Annotated in this window: 21 protein-coding genes; 11 read left to right on the top strand and 10 right to left on the bottom strand. The window is 73.0% G+C overall.

The annotated features are described in order from the left end of the window. Positions 1 to 24: 24 nt before the first annotated feature. Positions 25 to 456: a MarR family winged helix-turn-helix transcriptional regulator gene (locus tag O7634_RS26750; protein WP_278152886.1), complete on the bottom strand. Its 432-nt coding sequence runs from the start codon at positions 454 to 456 to the stop codon at positions 25 to 27. Between the two features lie 81 nt (positions 457 to 537). Here O7634_RS26750 and O7634_RS26745 point away from each other — a divergent pair, with 81 nt between their 5' ends. Continuing rightward, a complete protein-coding gene (locus O7634_RS26745) occupies positions 538 to 2,331 on the top strand; it encodes an ABC transporter ATP-binding protein (RefSeq protein ID WP_278152885.1) in 1,794 nt (597 codons plus the stop codon). A 43-nt stretch (positions 2,332 to 2,374) separates the two neighbouring features. Here the strand turns inward: O7634_RS26745 and O7634_RS26740 are convergent, their stop codons facing one another. Further along, positions 2,375 to 3,202 carry a TetR family transcriptional regulator gene (locus O7634_RS26740; protein WP_278152884.1) on the bottom strand — a complete coding sequence of 276 codons (828 nt, stop codon included), beginning with the start codon at positions 3,200 to 3,202 and terminating at the stop codon, positions 2,375 to 2,377. Between the two features lie 108 nt (positions 3,203 to 3,310). Between O7634_RS26740 and O7634_RS26735 the strand changes: the two genes are divergently transcribed. The 6 genes from O7634_RS26735 to O7634_RS26710 all read left to right on the top strand — a co-directional run bounded on the left by O7634_RS26735 (position 3,311) and on the right by O7634_RS26710 (position 8,437). Beyond that, on the top strand, positions 3,311 to 4,234 hold the full coding sequence (locus O7634_RS26735) for an ABC transporter ATP-binding protein (RefSeq protein ID WP_278152883.1): 924 nt from the start codon (positions 3,311 to 3,313) through the stop codon (positions 4,232 to 4,234). Continuing rightward, complete coding sequence (locus O7634_RS26730; RefSeq protein ID WP_278152882.1) at positions 4,231 to 5,856, top strand: anibiotic ABC transporter; 1,626 nt, start codon at positions 4,231 to 4,233, stop codon at positions 5,854 to 5,856. Before O7634_RS26735 ends, O7634_RS26730 begins: the two co-directional genes overlap by 4 nt. Positions 5,857 to 6,040: 184 nt before the next feature. After that, complete coding sequence (locus O7634_RS26725) at positions 6,041 to 6,589, top strand: hypothetical protein (protein ID WP_278152881.1); 549 nt, start codon at positions 6,041 to 6,043, stop codon at positions 6,587 to 6,589. 12 nt (positions 6,590 to 6,601) lie between these two features. Continuing rightward, positions 6,602 to 6,994, top strand: coding sequence for a DUF559 domain-containing protein (locus O7634_RS26720; RefSeq protein ID WP_278152880.1), 393 nt, complete (start codon positions 6,602 to 6,604; stop codon positions 6,992 to 6,994). A 100-nt stretch (positions 6,995 to 7,094) separates the two neighbouring features. Then, complete coding sequence (locus O7634_RS26715) at positions 7,095 to 7,826, top strand: restriction endonuclease (RefSeq protein WP_278152879.1); 732 nt, start codon at positions 7,095 to 7,097, stop codon at positions 7,824 to 7,826. Positions 7,827 to 7,870: 44 nt separating this feature from the next. After that, a complete protein-coding gene (locus O7634_RS26710) occupies positions 7,871 to 8,437 on the top strand; it encodes a hypothetical protein (protein ID WP_278152878.1) in 567 nt (188 codons plus the stop codon). Positions 8,438 to 8,483: 46 nt separating this feature from the next. Here O7634_RS26710 and O7634_RS26705 read toward each other — a convergent pair whose 3' ends face one another. Then, positions 8,484 to 8,723: a DivIVA domain-containing protein gene (locus O7634_RS26705; RefSeq protein ID WP_347404317.1), complete on the bottom strand. Its 240-nt coding sequence runs from the start codon at positions 8,721 to 8,723 to the stop codon at positions 8,484 to 8,486. Positions 8,724 to 8,866: 143 nt separating this feature from the next. On the opposite strand from O7634_RS26705, the gene O7634_RS26700 reads away from it, so the two are divergent. Together O7634_RS26700 and O7634_RS26695 are read left to right on the top strand one after the other, a co-directional pair. Continuing rightward, positions 8,867 to 9,010, top strand: coding sequence for a hypothetical protein (locus O7634_RS26700; RefSeq protein ID WP_278152876.1), 144 nt, complete (start codon positions 8,867 to 8,869; stop codon positions 9,008 to 9,010). 111 nt (positions 9,011 to 9,121) lie between these two features. Then, positions 9,122 to 10,072 carry a DUF559 domain-containing protein gene (locus O7634_RS26695; RefSeq protein ID WP_278152875.1) on the top strand — a complete coding sequence of 317 codons (951 nt, stop codon included), beginning with the start codon at positions 9,122 to 9,124 and terminating at the stop codon, positions 10,070 to 10,072. A 38-nt stretch (positions 10,073 to 10,110) separates the two neighbouring features. On the opposite strand, the gene O7634_RS26690 is transcribed toward O7634_RS26695, so the two are convergent. After that, positions 10,111 to 10,953: a hypothetical protein gene (locus tag O7634_RS26690; RefSeq protein WP_278152874.1), complete on the bottom strand. Its 843-nt coding sequence runs from the start codon at positions 10,951 to 10,953 to the stop codon at positions 10,111 to 10,113. 294 nt (positions 10,954 to 11,247) lie between these two features. Here O7634_RS26690 and O7634_RS26685 point away from each other — a divergent pair, with 294 nt between their 5' ends. Then, on the top strand, positions 11,248 to 11,619 hold the full coding sequence (locus O7634_RS26685; RefSeq protein ID WP_278154088.1) for a ribonuclease domain-containing protein: 372 nt from the start codon (positions 11,248 to 11,250) through the stop codon (positions 11,617 to 11,619). 31 nt (positions 11,620 to 11,650) lie between these two features. After that, on the top strand, positions 11,651 to 11,971 hold the full coding sequence (locus O7634_RS26680; protein WP_278152873.1) for a barstar family protein: 321 nt from the start codon (positions 11,651 to 11,653) through the stop codon (positions 11,969 to 11,971). A 272-nt stretch (positions 11,972 to 12,243) separates the two neighbouring features. Here O7634_RS26680 and O7634_RS26675 read toward each other — a convergent pair whose 3' ends face one another. From O7634_RS26675 to uxaC, 6 genes are all read right to left on the bottom strand, one after another. Beyond that, positions 12,244 to 12,633 carry a BBE domain-containing protein gene (locus tag O7634_RS26675; protein ID WP_278152872.1) on the bottom strand — a complete coding sequence of 130 codons (390 nt, stop codon included), beginning with the start codon at positions 12,631 to 12,633 and terminating at the stop codon, positions 12,244 to 12,246. A gap of 297 nt (positions 12,634 to 12,930) precedes the next feature. Beyond that, entirely contained in the window at positions 12,931 to 13,653 is a 723-nt protein-coding gene (locus O7634_RS26670; protein WP_278152871.1) for an HD domain-containing protein, read from the bottom strand. Between the two features lie 7 nt (positions 13,654 to 13,660). Further along, positions 13,661 to 14,929 (bottom strand): Gfo/Idh/MocA family oxidoreductase, encoded by a 1,269-nt coding sequence (locus O7634_RS26665; RefSeq protein ID WP_278152870.1) that lies wholly within the window; start codon positions 14,927 to 14,929, stop codon positions 13,661 to 13,663. Beyond that, a complete protein-coding gene (locus tag O7634_RS26660) occupies positions 14,919 to 16,415 on the bottom strand; it encodes a mannitol dehydrogenase family protein (protein ID WP_278152869.1) in 1,497 nt (498 codons plus the stop codon). Before O7634_RS26660 ends, O7634_RS26665 begins: the two co-directional genes overlap by 11 nt. Then, positions 16,406 to 17,710: an enolase C-terminal domain-like protein gene (locus O7634_RS26655; RefSeq protein WP_278152868.1), complete on the bottom strand. Its 1,305-nt coding sequence runs from the start codon at positions 17,708 to 17,710 to the stop codon at positions 16,406 to 16,408. The genes O7634_RS26660 and O7634_RS26655 overlap by 10 nt, the downstream gene beginning before the upstream one ends. Then, positions 17,707 to 19,140, bottom strand: a complete 1,434-nt coding sequence (gene uxaC / locus O7634_RS26650; RefSeq protein ID WP_278152867.1) for a glucuronate isomerase — start codon at positions 19,138 to 19,140, stop codon at positions 17,707 to 17,709. Before uxaC ends, O7634_RS26655 begins: the two co-directional genes overlap by 4 nt. Between the last annotated feature and the right edge of the window lie 17 nt (positions 19,141 to 19,157).

Here is a 19,157-nt window from a genome sequence, read left to right as displayed (position 1 = left end):
GGCGGCGCGGGCAAACCCCGCCGGTCAGCCGCGCAGGGTACGCAATATCCGGGCCAGCTCGGCGCGGTCGCCGTCGCCGAGGTGACCGAAGAAGCGGTCGGCCTCGGCCCGCCGGGCGGTCCGGATGGCGGCGGCGAGCCGTTCGCCCTCGGCGGTCAGCGCGACCAGTGTCGCGCGGCGGTCGGTCGGGTCTGCCCGGCGCTCGACCAGCCCGCGGGTCTGTAGGTCGTCGATCACCTCGGTCGCCGAGCGGGGCGCGATGCGTAGGTGCTCGGCCAGGGTGCCGGGGCGTACCTCGCCGTGCCGGGCCAGCACGCCGAGGGCCCGGGACTGGCTCGGGGTGATCTCCCACGGGGCCAGGGCGTCGCGGGTCTGCCGGCGCAACCGGGACGCGACGGCCCAGAACGTCTCGGCCAGGCTCTCGTCGTCGGCGCCCTCGGCGGTGTGCGCGATCACCGGAATACCGTAGCAGCAAACGTGGTTGCTCCCTCATGATGAGGTAACCTCAGCATTGTTTCCGACGAGAGGCAGCAACCCTTGGAATCCACCCCGACGGGCCGCGACCGCGGCCACCGCACCGTCAGCGCCGAAGAGAAGGCCCAGGCCCGGCAGGTGTCGCTGCGCCGCATCGGCCGCCTGTTCACCCCGCACCGGCCCGCGCTGGCCACCGTCACCGCGATCATCGTGCTCTCCTCGATCATCGCGATGGCCTCACCGTTCCTGCTCCGCGCGGTGATCGACACGGCCCTGCCGCAGGGTGACGTGACCCTGTTGGTCTGGCTGGTCCTCGGCATGGTCGCCGTCGCGGCGGTGACCTCCGCGCTCGGCGTCGTGCAGACCTGGCTCTCCACCCAGGTCGGCCAGCGGGTCATGCACCAGCTGCGCACCGACGTGTTCCGCCATCTCCAGCGCCAGTCGCTCGGCTTCTTCACCCGCACCCGCACCGGCGAGGTGCAGTCCCGGATCACCAACGACATCGGCGGCATGCAGTCGGTGGTCACCTCCACCGCCACCGCCGTCGCGGCCAACCTCACCACAGTCGTCGCCACGGCGGTCGCGATGGTCGCGCTCTCCTGGCAACTCTCCCTGGTCTCGCTCGTGGTGCTGCCGCCGGCGATCTGGCTGACCCGCCGGGTGGCCCGGATGCGCCGCGAGATCACCGCCCAGCGGCAACGCGAACTCGCCGACCTCAACGTCACCGTCGAGGAGGGCCTGTCGGTCAGCGGCGTGCAACTGGCCAAGACCCTCGGCACCGGCCCCGCGCTGATCGACAGGTTCACCGCCTCCTCCGAGCGCCTGGTCGACCTGGAGCTGCGCAGCGAGCTGGCCGGCCGCTGGCGGATGGCCTCGATGAGCATCATCTTCGCCGCCGTACCGGCGGTCATCTACCTCGCCGCCGGGCTGCCCGGAACGGCCGGCACGCTGAGCATCGGCACCCTGGTCGCCTTCACCGCCCTGCAGGGCGGCCTGTTCCGGCCGCTGATGGGGCTGCTCAACGTGGGCGTCTCGCTCACCTCGTCGCTGGCGCTGTTCGCCCGGATCTTCGAGTACCTCGACCTGCCCGTCGACGTGGCGGACCCCGCCGAACCGGTCCACCTCGACCCGGCCCGGGTCCGGGGCCACCTGCGCCTGGAGGACGTCACCTTCGGCTACCCGGGCAGCGACACCGCGGCCCTCGCCGGGATCACGCTGGACGTGCCCGCCGGCACCAGCCTCGCCCTGGTCGGCGAGACCGGCTCGGGCAAGAGCACCCTCGCCGGGCTGGTCAGCCGACTGCACGACCCGACCGCCGGCCGGGTCACCATCGACGGCGTCGACCTGCGCGACCTGCGCCTGGCCGACCTGGCGGCGATCGTCGGCGTGGTCAGCCAGGAAACCTACCTGCTGCACACCACCGTCCGGGAGAACCTGCGCTACGCCCGGCCGGGGGCCACCGACGCCGAGATCGAGGCCGCCGCCCGCGCCGCGCAGATCCACGACCTGATCGCCGGGCTGCCCGACGGGTACGACACCGTCGTCGGCTCCCGTGGCCACCGGTTCTCCGGCGGCGAGAAGCAGCGCCTCGCCATCGCCCGTACGCTGCTGCGCGACCCGCGCATCCTGGTCCTCGACGAGGCCACCAGCGCGCTGGACACCGAGACCGAACGGGCCGTGCAGCGGGCGTTCGACGTGCTCGCCCGGGGCCGCACGACGATCACCATCGCGCACCGGCTCTCCACCGTCCGCGACGCCGACCAGATCGCGGTGCTCGACCACGGCCGGATCGTCGAGGCCGGCACCCACCACAGCCTGCTGGACCGCAACGGCCGCTACGCCACGCTCGCCGCCTGACTGCGGATCAAAACCGTCGCGGAACTGTCGCAGAACTATCTCGTTACGGCGTGCCCAGGTGGCGGTAGACGGTCGCCCGGGAGACGCCCAGGGCGGCGGCGATGGCGTCCACCGAATGGGTGCCCGCCGCGTGCATCCGCCGGGCCGCCTCGATTTGATCGCTGCCCAACGCCCGGGGTCGTCCCGGCCGCCGCCGGCCCGCGCCGCTCAGGGCCGACTCCGTCGGGGTCCCGCGCAGCGCCGGGCCCGCCGTGGCCGCGCCCGGCGCCGCCGCCGCGCCGGTGCCCGGCGGCGACCCGGCGGGTGCGCCCGTGCCTGAGGACGCCCCGGCCGGGGCCAGCAGCCGACGTACGCCGTCGAGCATGTCCTCGCGCAGCACCTCGTCGGGCACGTCGGTGAAGAAGACCACCGCGTCGCTGCACGCGGCGACCGCCTGCAGCGCGCGTACCCGTTCCCGACGACCGGCGTCCGGCCCGGCGATCAGATCGTTGGCCCGCATCGCGATCTGCATCAGGCGGTGGTACGTGTCGCCCCGCCCGATCAACGCGATGTCGTGGAACAGCATGCCGAGCGGTCGACGGTGGGCGAGCATGACGTCGACCCAGCCCTCCAGCACGGTCCACCGGGCCACCTCGGTGGGCTGCGTCCGGGCCGAGTCGAGCAGCGCCTCGAGGTCGGCGACGAACGGCTCGACCAGGGCGGCGAGCAGGTGTTCCTTGGCTGGGAAGTGATAGAGGACCGCGGTCTTGGTCAGCCGCAGACGTTCACCGATCTGCCGCAGCGAGGTGCGCTGGTAGCCGTGTTCGGCGAAGAGGTCGAGGGCGGCGCGCAGGATCCGGGTGCGGGTGTCGTCCGCGGGATCGGCGGTCATGCCGGCCAGCCTAGCCACGTCCTGACCAGTGGGCACAATCACCGTTGATTGTGCTGACCAGCGGTCAGTACAGTGAGGTCGGTCGACACCGTCAACGCAGGAGGGGCCATGCCCGTCATCTCCATCGACAACCTGGTCAAGACGTTCGGGACGATCCGCGCCCTCGACGGGCTCGATCTGCGCGTGGACCAGGGGGAGGTGCACGGCTTCCTCGGTCCCAACGGCTCCGGCAAGTCCACCACCATCCGGGTCCTGCTCGGCCTGCTCCGCCGCGACTCGGGCGACGTCGACCTGCTCGGCGCCGACCCGTGGCGTGACGCCGTCCGCCTGCACCGCCGCCTGGCGTACGTGCCGGGTGACGTCAACCTCTGGCCCAACCTCACCGGCGGAGAGGCCATCGACCTGCTCGGCCAGCTGCGCGGCGGCCTCGACCCGAAGCGTCGCGACGAGCTGCTGCGCCGCTTCGACCTGGACCCGACCCGCCGCTGCCGCACCTACTCCAAGGGCAACCGGCAGAAGGTCGCCATCGTCGCCGCGTTCGCCTCCCCGGTCGAGCTGTACGTGCTCGACGAGCCGACCTCCGGCCTCGACCCGCTGATGGAGGCGGTGTTCCAGGACGAGGTCCGGCGGATCAAGCAGGCCGGCGCCACGGTGCTGCTCTCCAGCCACGTGCTCGCCGAGGTCGAGGCGCTCTGCGACCGGGTCAGCATCATCCGCGAGGGCCGCACCGTCGAGACCGGCACCCTCGCCGAGCTGCGCCACCTCACCCGCACGGCGGTGACCGTCGAAACCGTCCGGCCGGTCGCCGGGCTGGAAACGCTGCCCGGGGTGCACGACGTGCACGCGGCCGACGGGCGCACCCACCTGGAGGTCGAGCCCGCCCACCTCGACGAGCTGCTCGGGCAGCTCGTCCGCTTCGGCGTGCGCGCGCTGACCAGCACGCCACCCACCCTGGAGCAGCTCTTCCTGCGTCACTACGGCGACGACCCCGCCGCCCCGAGCGCGCGGAGCCCGCGGGCGGGCGTCCGATGAGCGCCCTCACCGGCGCGCCCCGGCTCGCCCGGCTGGTGCTGCGCCGCGACCGGGTCCGCCTCGCGATCTGGATTCTCGGCACGCCACTGCTCGGCTACGCCCTCGCCGGCAGCGTCACCGGCGTCTACCCCGACCAGGCGGCCCGCCAGGTGTACGCCACCACGTCGGCGTCCAGCCTGGTCGCCCGGGCGTTCAACGGCCCGATCGCCGGCACCGACCTCGGCGCGGTGGTGGTCGCCGAGACGTACGTGACGCTGGCGCTGATCGTCGCGCTGCTGAGCACCTTCGCTGTGGTCCGGCACACCCGGCAGAACGAGGAGACCGGCCGGGCCGAACTGCTCGGTGCCTCCGTCGTCGGCCGGTACGCGCCGCTGACCGCCGCGCTGACCGTCATCGTCGCGGCGAACGTGTTGGCCGCCGCGCTGCTCGCGCTCGCCCTGATCGGCGCCGACCTGCCGGTCGCCGGGTCGGTGGCGGCAGCCGCCGCGATCGGTGGCGTCGGCATCTCCTGCACGGCGGTCGCCGCGGTCACCGCCCAGCTCTCCGTCACCGCGCGTGGCGCCAACGCGCTCGCCGCCGCCGCCGTCGGGCTCTTCTTCGCCCTGCGCGCCGCCGGGGACGTGCTCGGTGAGCAGAGCGCCGACGGGACCCGGGTCCGCAGCGCCTGGCCGTCCTGGCTCTCCCCGCTCGGCTGGGGCAACCAGGTGCACGCCTACGCCGGCGACCGCTGGTGGGTGCTCGCCCTCCCCGTCGCGCTGCTGCTCGTCGGGGTGGCCGTGGCGTACGCCCTCGCCGAGCGACGCGACCTCGGCGCCGGGCTGATCGCCCCCCGGCGCGGGCCGGCGACCGGGACGCCACGGCTGCTCAGCCCCGCCGGGCTGGCCTGGCGTACGCAACGCGGCACGCTGCTCGGCTGGGCCGTCGGGGTGGCGGTGTTCGGCCTCTGCATGGGCGTCGCCGGTGACGAGTTCAACGCGATGATCGACCAGAACCCGGCCGCCGCCGAGGCGATCAACGCGATGGGTGGCGGTGGCGAGCTGATCGACGCCTACCTCTCCGCGATGCTCGGCCTCTTCGCGCTGACCCTCGGCGCGTACGTGGTGCAGGCCCTGCTGCGCGTCCGCGCCGACGAGGCCGACGGGGTGCTGGAGGCCGCCCTGGCCACCGCCGTGAGTCGTACCCGTTGGCTCGGCACCCAGGTGCTCGCCGCGATCCTCGGCGCTGCCGCCCTGCTGCTGCTCGCCGGCCTGACCACCGGGCTCGGGTACGGCCTGGTCACCGGCGACCCGCTCGGCCAGACCGTCGCGCTGGGCGGCGCCGCGCTGCTGCGCCTGCCCGCCCTGCTGGTGGTGGCCGGGGTGGTCACCGCCCTGTTCGGACTGCTGCCCCGCCTCTCGGTGGTGCTGTCCTGGACGGCTCTGCTGGTCTTCCTCCTGCTCGGGCAACTCGGCGCTGTGCTGGAGCTGCCGCAGGCCGCGCTGGACCTGTCGCCGTACACCCATGTGCCCGCGGTGCCCGCGACGGACCCGGCGGCGCTGCCGGTGGTCGTGCTGACCACTGTGGCCGCGCTGCTGCTGGCCGCCGGCGCGGTGGCGTTCCGCCGCCGCGACGTGCCGAGCTGAGGCTCCCGCAGCCGACTCGCCGATCGGTGGCAGCTGAGCAGCGCAGACGTCGGCGTGTCGAACTGCTCAGTTGCCACCGATCGGAGCGCATACCAGGAAGCACAGCGCGGCGGGCGTCATCCACAGCGCGGCTGTTGTCCACAGGAGCTCGCGCAGCTGCTTGCGAGGGCTCGGGTGGGACGCCATGGTTCCCGGTGTGAACGCGGTGCTCGGGAAACTGGTGGCGCTCGGCGGAGGGCTGGTGACCCTCCCGACGGCCACGCAGGTCGTGCCGTCGTGGACGCTTCAGCAGGCCTGCCGTACGGGTGAGCTGCTACGGGTTCTGCCCGAGGTGTTCGTGGCGGCGCACCTGGTCGGTGAGCGGCCGGGTGCTCCGGTGATCAGTCGACTGGACCCGGCGCTGGGCCACCGAGCCGCGCTCACCTGGGCGGACGGCGGCGGCGCGCTCAGCCACCTCAGTGCGCTGCACGCGTGGGGACTGCGCGCGCAGAGTAGCGGTGACCTGCTGCACCTGAGCACACCGGCGAGCACGGGTCTGCGTTCGCGACCTGGGCTGGTCGTGCATCGCCGCCGCAACCTGCTCATCGAACCACCGCACGTCGTCGTCCGGCGAGGGCTCAGGATCAGCCGCCTGGAGCAAGCACTTGTCGATTCATGGCCGGCGTTGCCACCCGCCGAGCGACGCGTTCCCGTGATCCGGGCCGTCAACGAGCGGCTGACAACCGTCGAGTGACTGACCGAGGCCGTGGAGAAGGTGCCCAAGCTGACGGACCGCGCCGCTCTGCGAACGCTGCTGAGCCGGCTCGCCGACGGCTGCCGCAGCCCTCTGGAAATTTGGGGGCACGAGCACGTCTTCGTCGGTGCCGGAATGCCGAGGTTTCGTCGGCAGGTGCCGATCTCCGTCGGGCGTCGAACGGTTTACCTCGACATGTTCGCCGAGCGCGAGCGGGTCAACATCGAACTCGACGGCGCCACCACCCACGGCGACCCACGTCGGCGCGAGATCGACCTGCGGCGGGACGCCCTGCTCGCGACCATGGGAATCGTTGTAGTTCGCTTCGCCCACCGGCGCCTGACGCACGAGGCTGACGAGGTACGCCGCGAAACCCTGGCCATTCTCGCCGCCCGCCGGACCTGACGCGGTGCCGGCGCACGCCGCTGCGAGCTGGGCCACCGCGATCGGCCGATGTGTTGACCGGGGGCGCGACACTGGGCTTTCGCGACCGGGGAGGCGACTCGTGCCGTTCGTCAGAGCGCACACCAGGAGGAACGGCGCGCGGGTGCGGGCGCACTACCGCAGGCGGCGCTCCGGACGCGTGCGCCGTAGGTCGACGGTCCGCCGGGTGTCCGCAGGCGGCAGCTCGGCCAACGGCTGGTTGCTGGCGCTGGGCGCGGTCATCGGCTTCGTGCTCCTGCGCACGGTCGTCGACGTCGTGCGGCGGCATCCCTACTGGTCCAGTTTCGTGGTGCTCCTCGTCGTCGGCGGGGCGGTCACGGTGGCGATCCTCGTGTCGCGGCAGCGCGCCCGCGAGCGGTTCGACCAGGTCCAACGGGACAGGTTGATCGCGGTCACCGACACGATGAGCGGGGCCGAGTTCGAGCAGTGGTTCGCACGCATCCTCATCGGGTCCGGCTTCCGCGACGTCACTGTGTGCGGGGGCGCCCGGGACCGGGGAGCGGACGTTCTGGCAGTGGCTCCCGACGGTCGACGCGTCGTGGTGCAGTGCAAGCGGCAGAGCATCGGCAACCGGGTGGGCAGCGCCGCGATCCAGCGGTTCGCCGGCACCTGCCGGGACATCCATCGTGGCGAGATCTGCCTGCTCGTGACGAACAGCTCCTTCACCGCTGGCGACGGCGTGCGGTTGGCGCGGCAACTCGGCATCACGCTCGTGGACCGGGAGGCGTTGGAGATGTGGGCGTCGACGGGGCAGCCGCCGGCGCTGGGCGTCAGAAGCGGCGTCACGCGCTGAGTCGTCCTTGGCGTCGCTTGCCCGGTGCTGGCAATCTCGGCGGCGTGGGGACCCTTCTGACGCAGCTTCCGGCACTCCTCGGCGTGTTGCTCGGCACCCTGGGCACCATCCTCGCCACATCCCTCGCCGACCGCGCCCGGTGGCGGCGCGGCCAGAACGTCCGCTGGGACGAGCGGCGGCTCGACGCGTACGTCGACTACGCGCACGCCCTGAAGGAGAGCCACGCGGTGGCGTTACGGATGACGGCCGACCTGCGACCGGGATCGCACAGCCACCCCATCGACCACGACGAGGGGCTGACCCGGCTGGCCGAGGCGGACGCCCGCCGCACCATCGCCTGGGAGAACCTGCTGCTGCTCGGCGACGAGGCGACGGTCGCCGCCGCCGCAGCCTGGCGCGACGGGGTCTGGCAGGTGGAACGGCTCGCCCGACGGGTGGTGCCCGCGCCGCCGGACATCGCCGAGGTGTTGATGCGGGTCAACGAGGCCCGCGACGGCTACTACCGGGCGGCCCGGCAGAGTCTCGGCGTGCGGGGCGGGTCGGTGGAGCAGTCAGCGGTGTTGCGGCAGGCGCTGCTCGACCGTCCCGCCTCCGCGCCGGGCAGCCGGTGAACGGGGAACGGCACCCCGGGCGGCGCGTCCCGGTGAGCACGCGCGGTCACCAGTGGCCGGCATTTCGGTCCTGCTCCTGCGCCGACGAGCACCGGCGCGCGTGCATGGTCTGCCAGTCGCGCAGCGCCCGTCGAATCCGATCGTTCTCCTGGCTGAGCAGCCGTACCGTCTCGTTGAGCATGGCCAGCTCGTCGGCCACCCGGGCCTGGAAGTCGCGTACCTCATCGAGGTCGACGCCGCGCCGTCGCGCGGCGAACTCGCGGGTCCGCACCTCGTGCGGCGTCAACCGCGCCGGATAGCCGGCGGGACGGGGCTGACCACCTCGATACACCTGAGCCACGACGATCCCTCCCGGGCTGGGTCAGAGGAGTGCGAGTGGGTCGGGACGGGCACACGCGCCCGCCCCGACCAGGGGATGAGCCGAACTCGTTGCCACGCGAGCAGCAGCTCCGGTTCAACATCGGCACTGTCCAACTGGCCTATGTCCGACTCGAAGCGCTGCGGGTGATTCGGCGGCAGCAGGGCAAGGGTGTCTTCGTGACCGACCCGAAGACCTGGATGCGGGAGCCGTAGCCGGCGCGGGCCCCTTACCACAACCGACGCCGGCCTGGGTGGGTGTCCACAGGTGCGTTCACTGTCCACAGCGCCCCGCGCCCCAGCGGCGATCGGGGGCACTGTGGGCTGGTGGACGCGCGCCTGCGAGCCCTGCTCGATCGACGTGGTGGCCTGGCCACCCGGCACGAGGTGCTCAGCGTGGCGCCGCCCTGGACGCTCCAGGGTGCCTGCCGAACCGGTCGGCTGGCCCGGGTCCTGCCGGAGGTGTACGTCGACACCGCGCTCCTTCGGGGCACCCCACCCGAACTGCCGGTTCTCGCGCGGATGGAGCCGGAACTGGCTCGCCGAGCCGCGCTGGCGTACGGAGGTGACCGTGCCGCGCTCAGCCGCCTGACCGCGCTCGACGTGTGGGGCCTGCGGCGTCAACCACCCGGTGAGCCGGTCCATCTCGACCTGCCCGCCAACTCGGGCCGGCGTGCCTGGCCGCATCTCGTCGTGCGGCACCGAGCCGGCTTCGTGGCCGAGGCTCCACACGTCGTGATCCGAGGCGGGTCACGTGTCACTCGACTCGATCGGACTCTGGTGGACTGTTGGCCGCTGCTGCCGATGGGCGACCGGCCGAGCGTGCTCATCCGCGCGGTCAACGATCGGCGTACCACCCCGCAGCGGTTGGTCGCCGCTCTCCACGAGGTGCCCAGGTTGCCCGACCGCTGGGCGCTACGCCGGCTGGTGGCTCGACTTGCGGCTGGCTGCCGCAGCCCTCTGGAGATCTGGGGCCACGATCACGTCTTCACCGGTCCGGGCATGCCGATCTTCGCCCGGCAGGCGCGGGTACGCGTCGGCACCCGGACCATCTACCTCGACATGTTCGCCGAGGCGGAACGCGTCAACATCGAGTTGGACGGCGCGACCAGCCACGGTGACCCGGCCGAACGCGAGATCGATCTCCGCCGCGACGCGCTGCTCGCCACCGCCGGCATCGTCGTCGTGCGCTTCAGCCATCGCCGTCTCATCGCCGATCCGGCCCAGGTCCGCCAGGAGACCCTGACCATCCTCGCCAGTCGCCGCCAACGCCCATGATCACTTGATGCTCTGTAGCTGTCTGTGGGCGTTGATCGCTACTCACCATCAAGTGATCTCGAGGGGCGGGGTGCGGGGCGGGGGGACGGCGCGGGCGGGGGAGTGGGTGGGGGGTTGGCGGCGGAGTTGCCGTGGCGGTGGAGGAGGTCGGTGATCCAGCGGGTGGCTTCCTTCTGCGCCGTCAGGAGTTGGTCGCGGGCGTCGGCTATCTCCTGGTCGTCGGCGTCGTCGCCGAGCAGGGCCACCCAGCGTCGGCACAGCTCCTCGGCGTACCGGGCTCTGCGGATCTGCTCCTCGAACTGGTATTCGAGCTGCACCAGCCGGTCGACGTGCGGTTGCAGGGCCGGCATGATCCGCTCGTCGAGGCGTACGGCGGCGTCGGGGCGGCAGGTGAGGGTGACCTCGCCCCGCTGGTAGTGCCACATTGGGTCCTCGGCCAGCGCCTGCTGCAACGCCACCTCCAGGTCCCCGGCCCGGTGCGGCGGCAGGTTGCGGGCGGCGTCGGCCGCGAGGCGGGTCAGTCGTTGGACGGCGTTGGCCTGGAAGTACTGCACGTACCAGCTCAGCACCTCGGATCGGAGGCTCGCCGGCGACGACCAGGCGAAGGTGGCGCGGATGTAGAACGAGTACACGTAACCCCGGGCGGGGACGGCGATCAGTCGGGGCGCGTCGCGTTGTTCGACGAGCGGACCGGACGGCGACGGCGCGGCACCGGCGCCGACCGGCGCCTCGTCCTGCAGCGCGGCGACCAGCCGATCCCAGCTGCGCGCCCACCACCGCCAGCCGCGGACACTCACCTCCCAGGCGACGGTCAGCCCGCGGATGCCCCGGTGCCGCCACTGGTCCGCGGGTGTCGGCCTCCCGTCGGGGGCGTCCGTCATGGCACCCTCCACGGTCACGGATCGGCGTCCCACGCTAACAACCAGTGCCCGATATGCCCGTAGCCACGCCGTCGCCGAAGCGGATCATCCGGGGTTAACCGAGCATTGTGGAGCAGTTGAGGTGCCGAGGGGTGTCGCCGCCGGGCCGCAGCGGTGAGACTGGGTCCGATCCGACAACGATTCGGATCGATGGATCGGATGGTCTGGAGGCAGCCTGTGTCCACCCTCGTGTCCCCGCTGGCCACGCTCGGCGCGATCCGCCGGCGTACCACCACCCTCGCCCTGCTCGTCGCCATGGTCGCCGCCGCGCTGGTCGGCCCGTCCGTGGTGGCTCCCCGGTTGACCGACCCGGCGTCGGCGGCGGTCTACGGCTCGTGCACCATCAGCCGCTGTGCCGACGCGCGTACCGCCCGCTCGGGATGGTCCGCCAAGGGCTTCCCGACCAGCCGCGGGTGGTATTCCTGGAGCGGCGGCCTGTCCAACTTCGCCGGCGGCCGGTTCTACAACTACGAGGGTCAACTGCCCGCCAACGCCACCTACTATGAGTACGACGTCTACCCGCGCACCCAGGGGGCGGCCCGCGACGCGTACCGGATCGTGGTGAACCGCAGCACCGGGGTCACCTGGTTCTCACCCAACCACTACACCGACTTCTACCGGCTCTGAACGACGGGTGGCCGGCCGGCCCGGGAGGCACATGATGGTCGATGACGCGGGTGGGACCGGCGCGGTGGTGCTGGCCGGGGCGACGACCCGGACCCGGGCCGCGCTGTTCGCCGCGTTGACCGAGGCGTTGGCGCTGCCGGAATACCTGGGCGGCACCTGGGACGCCCTCGCCGACGTGCTCCGGGACCGGCTGGACGCCGGCCCGCTCACAGTGCTGGTCAGCGACGCCGGGCAGCTGCTCGCCGACGAGCCGGCCGACCAGCGGGCTCTGCTGCGCGCCCTGCTCGACGATCTCGCCGCCACCGCCCCGCACCCGTTGCGCGTGGTCTCGCGCGACACTCCGCCGTCCTGAACCCGTCCCGCCGAAGGCGGCAGACCAGGCTGTACGCGCTGGAGGCGTTGAAGGCGTTCGCCGAGGCGGTACGGCGCTTCGGGCTGTTCCGCACCGACCTGGGCGGTGGACCGGCCCGCCCTCCCCGCGCGGACCGGCCCACCACCCCACCCCCAACCCCTCCCTGGGCCCCTTTGCTCTGCACCCACGGAGGCGACAGTCACCGTCGGTGGCCGGTGCCTCCGCAGGTGCAGAGCAAAGGGGGGTGGGTGCCTCTGTCGGGCCTCGCCGGATCAGACCGTCGCGGGCGGGATGCTCTGCTCGTACTGGAAGACGTTGCGCGGGTCGTACCTCGCCTTGATCCTGCGCAGTCGTGGGACACTGCGTCCCCGGTAGGCGGTCTCCCACTCGGCCGTGCCGATGTTCGGCACGTTGCGGAAGGCCGAGCCACCGAACGGCTCCTGTTGTTGCGCGCCCCTGCCGAACGCCTGGGTGAAGAAGTTGCTGTCGGGCGAGGGGGCCTTCTCCATGAACCCGCGGACGATGCTGACCGCCTTCGCCAGGAACGGCTCGCGGGTGAACTGGGAGAAGAACTTCCAGTTCGCGGGCTCGTCCTCGTTCGGGATCTGGAAACCGGCGTAGACGTCGCCCCAAGCGCACAGAGCAGGTCCGGGTGGTCCCACTGGTCCACCTCGAGCACCTTCGCGCCGTCGGCGCCCGCCGCGACGACGATCCCCGCGCCGATCAGATTGTCGCAGGCCATCCCGAGGTAGCGGGTGAAGAAGCCGAAGCCACCGCCGAGGGTCGCCCCGGACAGGCCCGCCGTGCCATCCGAGTCCTCTCGATTGGTGGGGCGCCCTGAAAATGAACCAAGAAGGGGACTCGGATCTCATTTGGCGCAAACCCACCGTAAGTGCCCGATATGTGACGCGAATCCGAGAACCTGTCACGGAACCCGGTCGGGTGATCCGGGGGACGGGTCAGTTCGGGGCGGGCACGTCCAGGATGGCGCTGAAGCGCTCCTCGGCGAGGTCGAGCTGGCCGAAGATGTGCCGCTTCACCTCCGCCGACAGCGGAGTGTCCGGCCGGCCGACCAACTCCCGGAACAGCGGCACCAGCGGTCGGTACTTGCGGGCCGACGAGACGACCTTCGAACCGACCGTGTGGATCACGCCCACGCCGTTGTCGGTGAAGTCCGACACCTTGATCACCCGCGCCCAGGGCTCCCGCTCCAGGCTGACCGCCAGGTGCTCCCGGTACTGCTCGTTGCGGTCGCGCCGCGGGTCGTACACCGGATTGGTGACGGCCGCGACGAGCCTGGCGACGCGCGGCCCGAACCGCGCCGCCAGCACGGCGAGCGCGGCGTCGGTGCGATCGCCGTCGGTGTCGCCGGCCAACTCGGCGGGGTGGTCCTCGACCGCGTCGTGCAGCAGGCCGGCGACGACCACGTCCACGTCCCGCACCTGATAGTGGTGCATCAGCCGGATCGCGACCCGCAGCAGGTGGTTGAGGTACGGCTCGCGAACCCGCCGATCGTCGCGGTGCAGCTCGGCGGCGAGATCGAGCGCGGCGGTCAACCGGGCCCGCGCCTCGTCGTCGAACCGCTGGACCTCCAGCCGGAAGCGTTCCAGCAGCCCCGGCTCACCGTGGATCTCGGTGATCGCGTGCATCGGCATGCTGCCCAGGTGCGGTGGGAAGTCCATGCGTCACTTATAGCCGATCTTCCCCGCATCGATGAGCCTTAGCGTCGCCGACCCGACGGCGAGTTTCGGTCACCTCGGCGCGGTAGGCGGCGACCGCCCACGGCACCGCCAGCTCGCTCGGCAGCGCGACCCGCTCGGCCGCCCGACGCAGCACGTCGACGACCCCCCGCAGGTGACGGACCCGTTCCCCGCCCGTGCCCACGGCGGTCACCAGGTCGCCGTCGATCAGCCGGGGCTCCGGCGCGTAGCGCAGCGCGTCCAGTAGCGCGGTGAACGGCGCGGTCCGGGCCAGCGGCGCGAGCAACGGCACGCCGCCCGGGTCCTGCCGGTGGGCGAGCAGGTTCTCGAGCAGTCCCTGCCGCCCCGGGACCCGGCGGGTCACCACGTCCCCGGGCAGCCGCAGCCGGTCGGTCGGGTACTCCAGCACCGCCTGCCCGGTCGTCCCGGTCACCACGACCTCACCGGCGACGAACTCCTCGGCGGCGAGGGTCACCGCCACCAGCACTGGCGGGCCGGCCCGGAAGCGGACCCGCAGCACCGCCGTGTCCTCCACCTCGATCGGCCGGACCCGGTAGCGCTCGACGTCGATCGACACCGGCCAGGGCGGCGCGCCGCCCAGCGCCTCGACGACGGCCAGGCACTGCATCACCGCGTGCGCGAGCGGGTTGGCCAGTGCCCCGTCCAGCACCGGCCGGCCGTGCAGACTCCGTCGCCCCGCCCAGGGGGAGCGGGCGTAGTAGGCGTCCGGCCGCTGCCAGGCGGCCACTGTGGTGATCGCGGTGACGGTGCCGAGCCGGCCCGCGGCCAGCGCGTCGGTCAGCGCGGTGAGCGCCGCCGAACCGAGCGCCTGGAAGCCGACCTGGGCCACCCGGCCGGCGGCGGCCAGCGCCCAGGTCAGCTCCTCGTGTTCGGCCAGCGACAGCACCGGCGGCTTCTCCAGCAGCAGGTCGGCGCCGGTGGCCAGGGCGTCGCGGGCGATCGTCAGGTGGGTGTGCGGCGGCGTGCAGATCACCACCACGTCCGGGCGGGTGGCGGCGAGCATCGCCCGGTGGTCGGTGAACACCTCGACGCCGGGCGGCACCGGCGCGGCCGGGTCGTCCTCCACCGGGCGTACGTCGACCAGGGCGACCAGTCGCACCCGGCCGGCGGCGTGCAGCGGCGCGATCACCCGCCGGTGCCAGCGACCGTGCCCGTTCGCGCCGATCACCGCCACCCGCGGCGGCGCGGTCGCCCCGGTCACCGCAGGCCGGCCGCTGTCGACCCGCTCACCGGGCACCGGCCAACGTGGCCTCGACGCCGTGCCGTTGCAGCGCCGTCAACCAGGCGACGACGTCGGCCCGGACCTCCTCGTCCTCGGCCACCTCCGCCGGGATGATCTCGCGTAGCGCGAACACCGCGTCGACCGCGCCGGCCGGGGTCTGCGCGCCCTGCTCCAGCGCGGCCCGGATCGGCCCGGCGAGGGGGTCCTGCAACGGCAACGGCCGGCCGTCGTCGGCGTACCCCAGCGCGAAGCGCAACCAGGACGCCACGACCAGCGCGCCCCAGCGCGCGGACCGGCCGCCCGCGCGCAGGTCGGTGATGGTGTGCAGCACCCGCTGGGGCAACTTCTGCGAACCGTCCAACGCCACCTGGAGGGTACGGTGGCGCATCGCCGGGTTGCCGAACCGGGCGAGCGCCTGCTCGCCGTAGTCGACCACCCGCACCCCGTCCGGCGGGGTGAAGCTGGCTGCCACGTCCTCGGCGATCAGGCGGCGCAGCACGGTCGCCAGGTGCGGGATCTCCAGCGCGTCGGCGATGGTGTCCCGGCCGGCCAACGCCCCCAGGTACGCGATGGCCGAGTGCACCCCGTTGAGGGTGCGCAGCTTCAACCGCTCCCACGGGCCGGCGTCGTCGGTGAGCACCGCCCCGGCGTGTTCCCAGCCCGGCCGGCCGCCGGGGAAGTCGTCCTCGATCACCCACTGGGCGTACGGTTCGGCGGCCACCGCGGCCAGGTCGGTCACCCCGAGCGCCCGGCGGGCCGCCTCGATCGTCTCCGGGGTGCTGGCCGGCACGATCCGGTCCACCATGGTCCCCGGGCAGGTGACGTTGGCGGCCACCCAGTCGACGAGCCCGGCGGGCACCTGACCGGCCCGGCCGACCGCCTGGTCCAGCATGCCGCGCAGCCGACGGCCGTTCGCCGGCAGGTTGTCGCAGCTCACCACCGCCACCGGGCCGGCGTCCGCGGCGGCCCGCGCGGCCAGCCCGCGCAGCAGCAACCCCGGCACCGTGCGCGGTGGCGCGCCGCCGGCCAGGTCCGCGGCGAGCGCCGCGTCCGGGGACAGCTCGCCGGTCACCGGGTCGAGCTGGTACGCCTTCTCGGTGACGGTCAGGGTCACCACCCGCACGGCCGGATCGGCGAGCAGCGCCACCACGGCGTCCGGGTCGCGCGGGGCGTGCCGGACGCCGCTCAGCGCCCCCACCACCCGGGTGGCGCTGCCGTCGGCGCAGAGCGTGCTGACGCTGAACAGGTTGTCCTGCGCGGCGAGCGCGTCGACGACGGCGGTGCTGCGCGGGGCGACGCCGACGATGCCCCAGTCACCGCCGGCCGCGCCGACCGCCGCCTCGGTGTAGACGGCCTGGTGGGCCCGGTGGAAGGCGCCCAACCCGAGGTGTACGACGCCGGTCGGCACGGTGCCCGGCCGGATCAGCGGACGGGCGTCGGCGGGCAGCCGGCGCAGCATGCCCAGGCCGAGCCGGGAGGCGGCGCTCACGGTCACCGCCATGCCGGGCCGTCCGGGAACCGGTACTCGGCGATCGACGCCGACCTCATCGTGGCGCTGTAGCCGGGCCGCTCGGGCAGCAGGTAGCGGCCGTCGCGGGTGCGCACCGGGTCGACGAAGTGCTCGTGCAGATGGTCGACGTATTCGATCATCCGGCCGTCCAGGCTCGTGCCGACCCGCAGGTAGTCGAAGATCGCCAGGTGCTGGACGTACTCGCAGAGACCGACGCCGCCGGCGTGTGGGCAGACCGGCACCCCGAACTTCGCCGCCAGCAGCAGCTCGGCGAGAACCTCGTTGACGCCGCCGACCCGGCACGCGTCGATCTGCATCACCCCGATCGCCTCGGCCTGCAACAACTGCTTGAAGATGACCCGGTTGGCGGCCACCTCACCGGTGGCCACCCGGCACCGGCCGCCGGTCACCCCGGCCACCGCGCGCGCGATCCGGGCGTGCCCGAGGATGTCGTCGGCGTGCGTGGGCTCCTCGATCCAGTACGGGTCGACCTCGGCCAACACGGTCATCGCGGTGATCGCCTCGTCGACGTCCCAGACCTGGTTGGCGTCCATCATCAGCAGCGCGTCCGGGCCGATCTCGGACCGGATGATCCGGGCCCGGCGCAGGTCGTCGTCGAGCGGGCCGCCGACCTTCATCTTCATCGCCCGCCACCCGTCGGCGTACGCCTGGCGGGTCAGCGCCCGCACCTTGTCGTCGGGGTAGCCGAGCCACCCGACCGAGGTGGTGTACGACGGGAAGCCGTCGCGCTCGAGCGTCGCCAACCGGTCGGTCAGGCCGTCACGTCCCTTGTCGAGGATGGTCACCGCCTCGTCCGGCGTGAGCGCGTCGCGGATGTGCCGGAAGTCGACGCTGGCGACCAGCTCGGCGCTGGGCAGCTCGGCGAGGAAGCGCCACATCGGCTTGCCGGCGAGGGTGGCCCGCAGGTCCCACACCGCGTTGACCAGCGCGCCGGTCGCCATGTGGATGACGCCCTTCTCCGGGCCCAGCCAGCGCAGCTGTGCGTCGGCGCTGAGCGAGCGCCAGAACGCCACCGGCTCGGCCACGATCTCCTCGATCGTCCGTCCCCGCACGTGGTGGGCCAGCGCCCGGACCGCCGCGCAGGTGATCTCGTTGCCCCGGCCGTTGGTGAAGGTGAACCCCGCGCCGACCGGCCCGGCGTCGGTGCCCAGCTCGACGTACGTCGCCGAGTAGTCGCCGCGGTTGATCGCGTCGGAGCCGTCGCCCCGCGCCGCGGTCGGGAACCGTACGTCGTGCACCTCGACCGAGGTGATGGTGACGCTCACTGGTTGTCGCCTCCGAACTTGAAGACCCGCTTGGGCAGCCGGTACGCCAGGTCGACGATGGTCTCGGCGGCCTCGTCCAGGGGCAGCCGGTGCTCGGCGACCAACCGGGCCAGGAAGCCGGCGTCCACCCGGCGGGCCACGTCGTGGCGGACCGGGATCGAGCAGAACGCCCGGGTGTCGTCGACGAACCCGGCGGTGTTGTAGAAGCCGGCGCTCTCGGTGACGGTCTCCCGGAAGCGGCGCAGCACCTCCGGGGAGTCCAGGAACCACCAGGGCGCGCCGAGCAGCAGCGCGGCGTACCCGCCCGCGAGGGGCGCCAGCTCGCGGGTGAAGGTGTCCTCGTCGAGTGTGTAGAGCACGACGGTCAGCCGACTGTCGTTGCCGTAGCGCTCCAGCAGCGGGGCGAGCGCGTGCACGTACTCGGTGGCCTGCGGGACGTCGCCGCCGACGTCGCGGCCGTGCCGGGTGTGCAGCCAGCGGTTGTGGTTGCGCACCGCGCCCGCGTGCAGCTGCATCACCAGGCCGTCGTCGAGCGACATCCGGGCGAACTCCACGAGCATGTGCGCCCGGAACGCCTCCGCGTCGGCGGGGTCGGCCACGCCGCGCCGGCCCCTGTCGTACAGCCGCCCGGCCTCCGCCGGGCTGAGGTCGAGCGTGCGCGCGGTGGGATGGCCGTGGTCGGAGGAGGTGGCCCCGGCGGCGACGAACGCCGCCCTCCGCGCCCGCAGGGCGGCCAGATAACCGGTGTACGTGCTGGTGTCCTCGCCGGCCCGCTCGCCGAGCCGGTCCAGGTTCGTCGACCAGCCCTCGAACTCCATGTCCACCACGTCGTCCGGGCGGAACGTGGTGACCACCCGGCCGCCCGGTCCGCCCCACCCGTCGGCGGCGAGCTTGGCGTGCCGGCCGAGGTCGTCCAGCGGTGACTCGGTGGTGGCGAGCACCTCGATGCCGAACCGCTCGAACAGCGCCCGGGGCCGGAACTCCGGCTCGGCGAGCCGGGCCGCGATCTCGTCGTACACGGCGTCGGCGGTGGCCGGGCCGAACGGTGTGCGCACCCCGAACACGGTGCGGAAGGTCTGCTCCAGCCAGAGTCGCGACGGGGTGCCCCGGAACAGGTGCCAGTGCGCGGCGAAGCGCCGCCAGATCACCCGCCCGTCGGTCTCCACCGGGCTGCCGTCGCGGGTGGGCACCCCCAGATCCGCCGGGGGTACGCCCTGACTGAGCAGCATCCGGGTCAGGTAGTGGTCGGGGACGATGAGCAGCCGCGCCGGGTCCGGGAAGGGGTTGTCCTCGGCGAGCAGGGCCGGGTCGACGTGCCCGTGCGGCGAGATGATGGGTTGCGCCGCCGCGAGGGCGTACAGCTCCCGGGCCAGCGCGCGCTGTCCCGGTTCGGCAGGCAGGAGAAGGTCGGACTGGTCGGGCGTCGGCACGGGGTGGGGCTCCTCGT

This window comes from Micromonospora sp. WMMD1120 (assembly GCF_029626235.1).
Taxonomy (GTDB): domain Bacteria; phylum Actinomycetota; class Actinomycetes; order Mycobacteriales; family Micromonosporaceae; genus Micromonospora.
The sequence above is the reverse complement of the archived record's forward strand: the minus strand, read 5'-3'. Positions and strand labels throughout refer to the sequence as shown.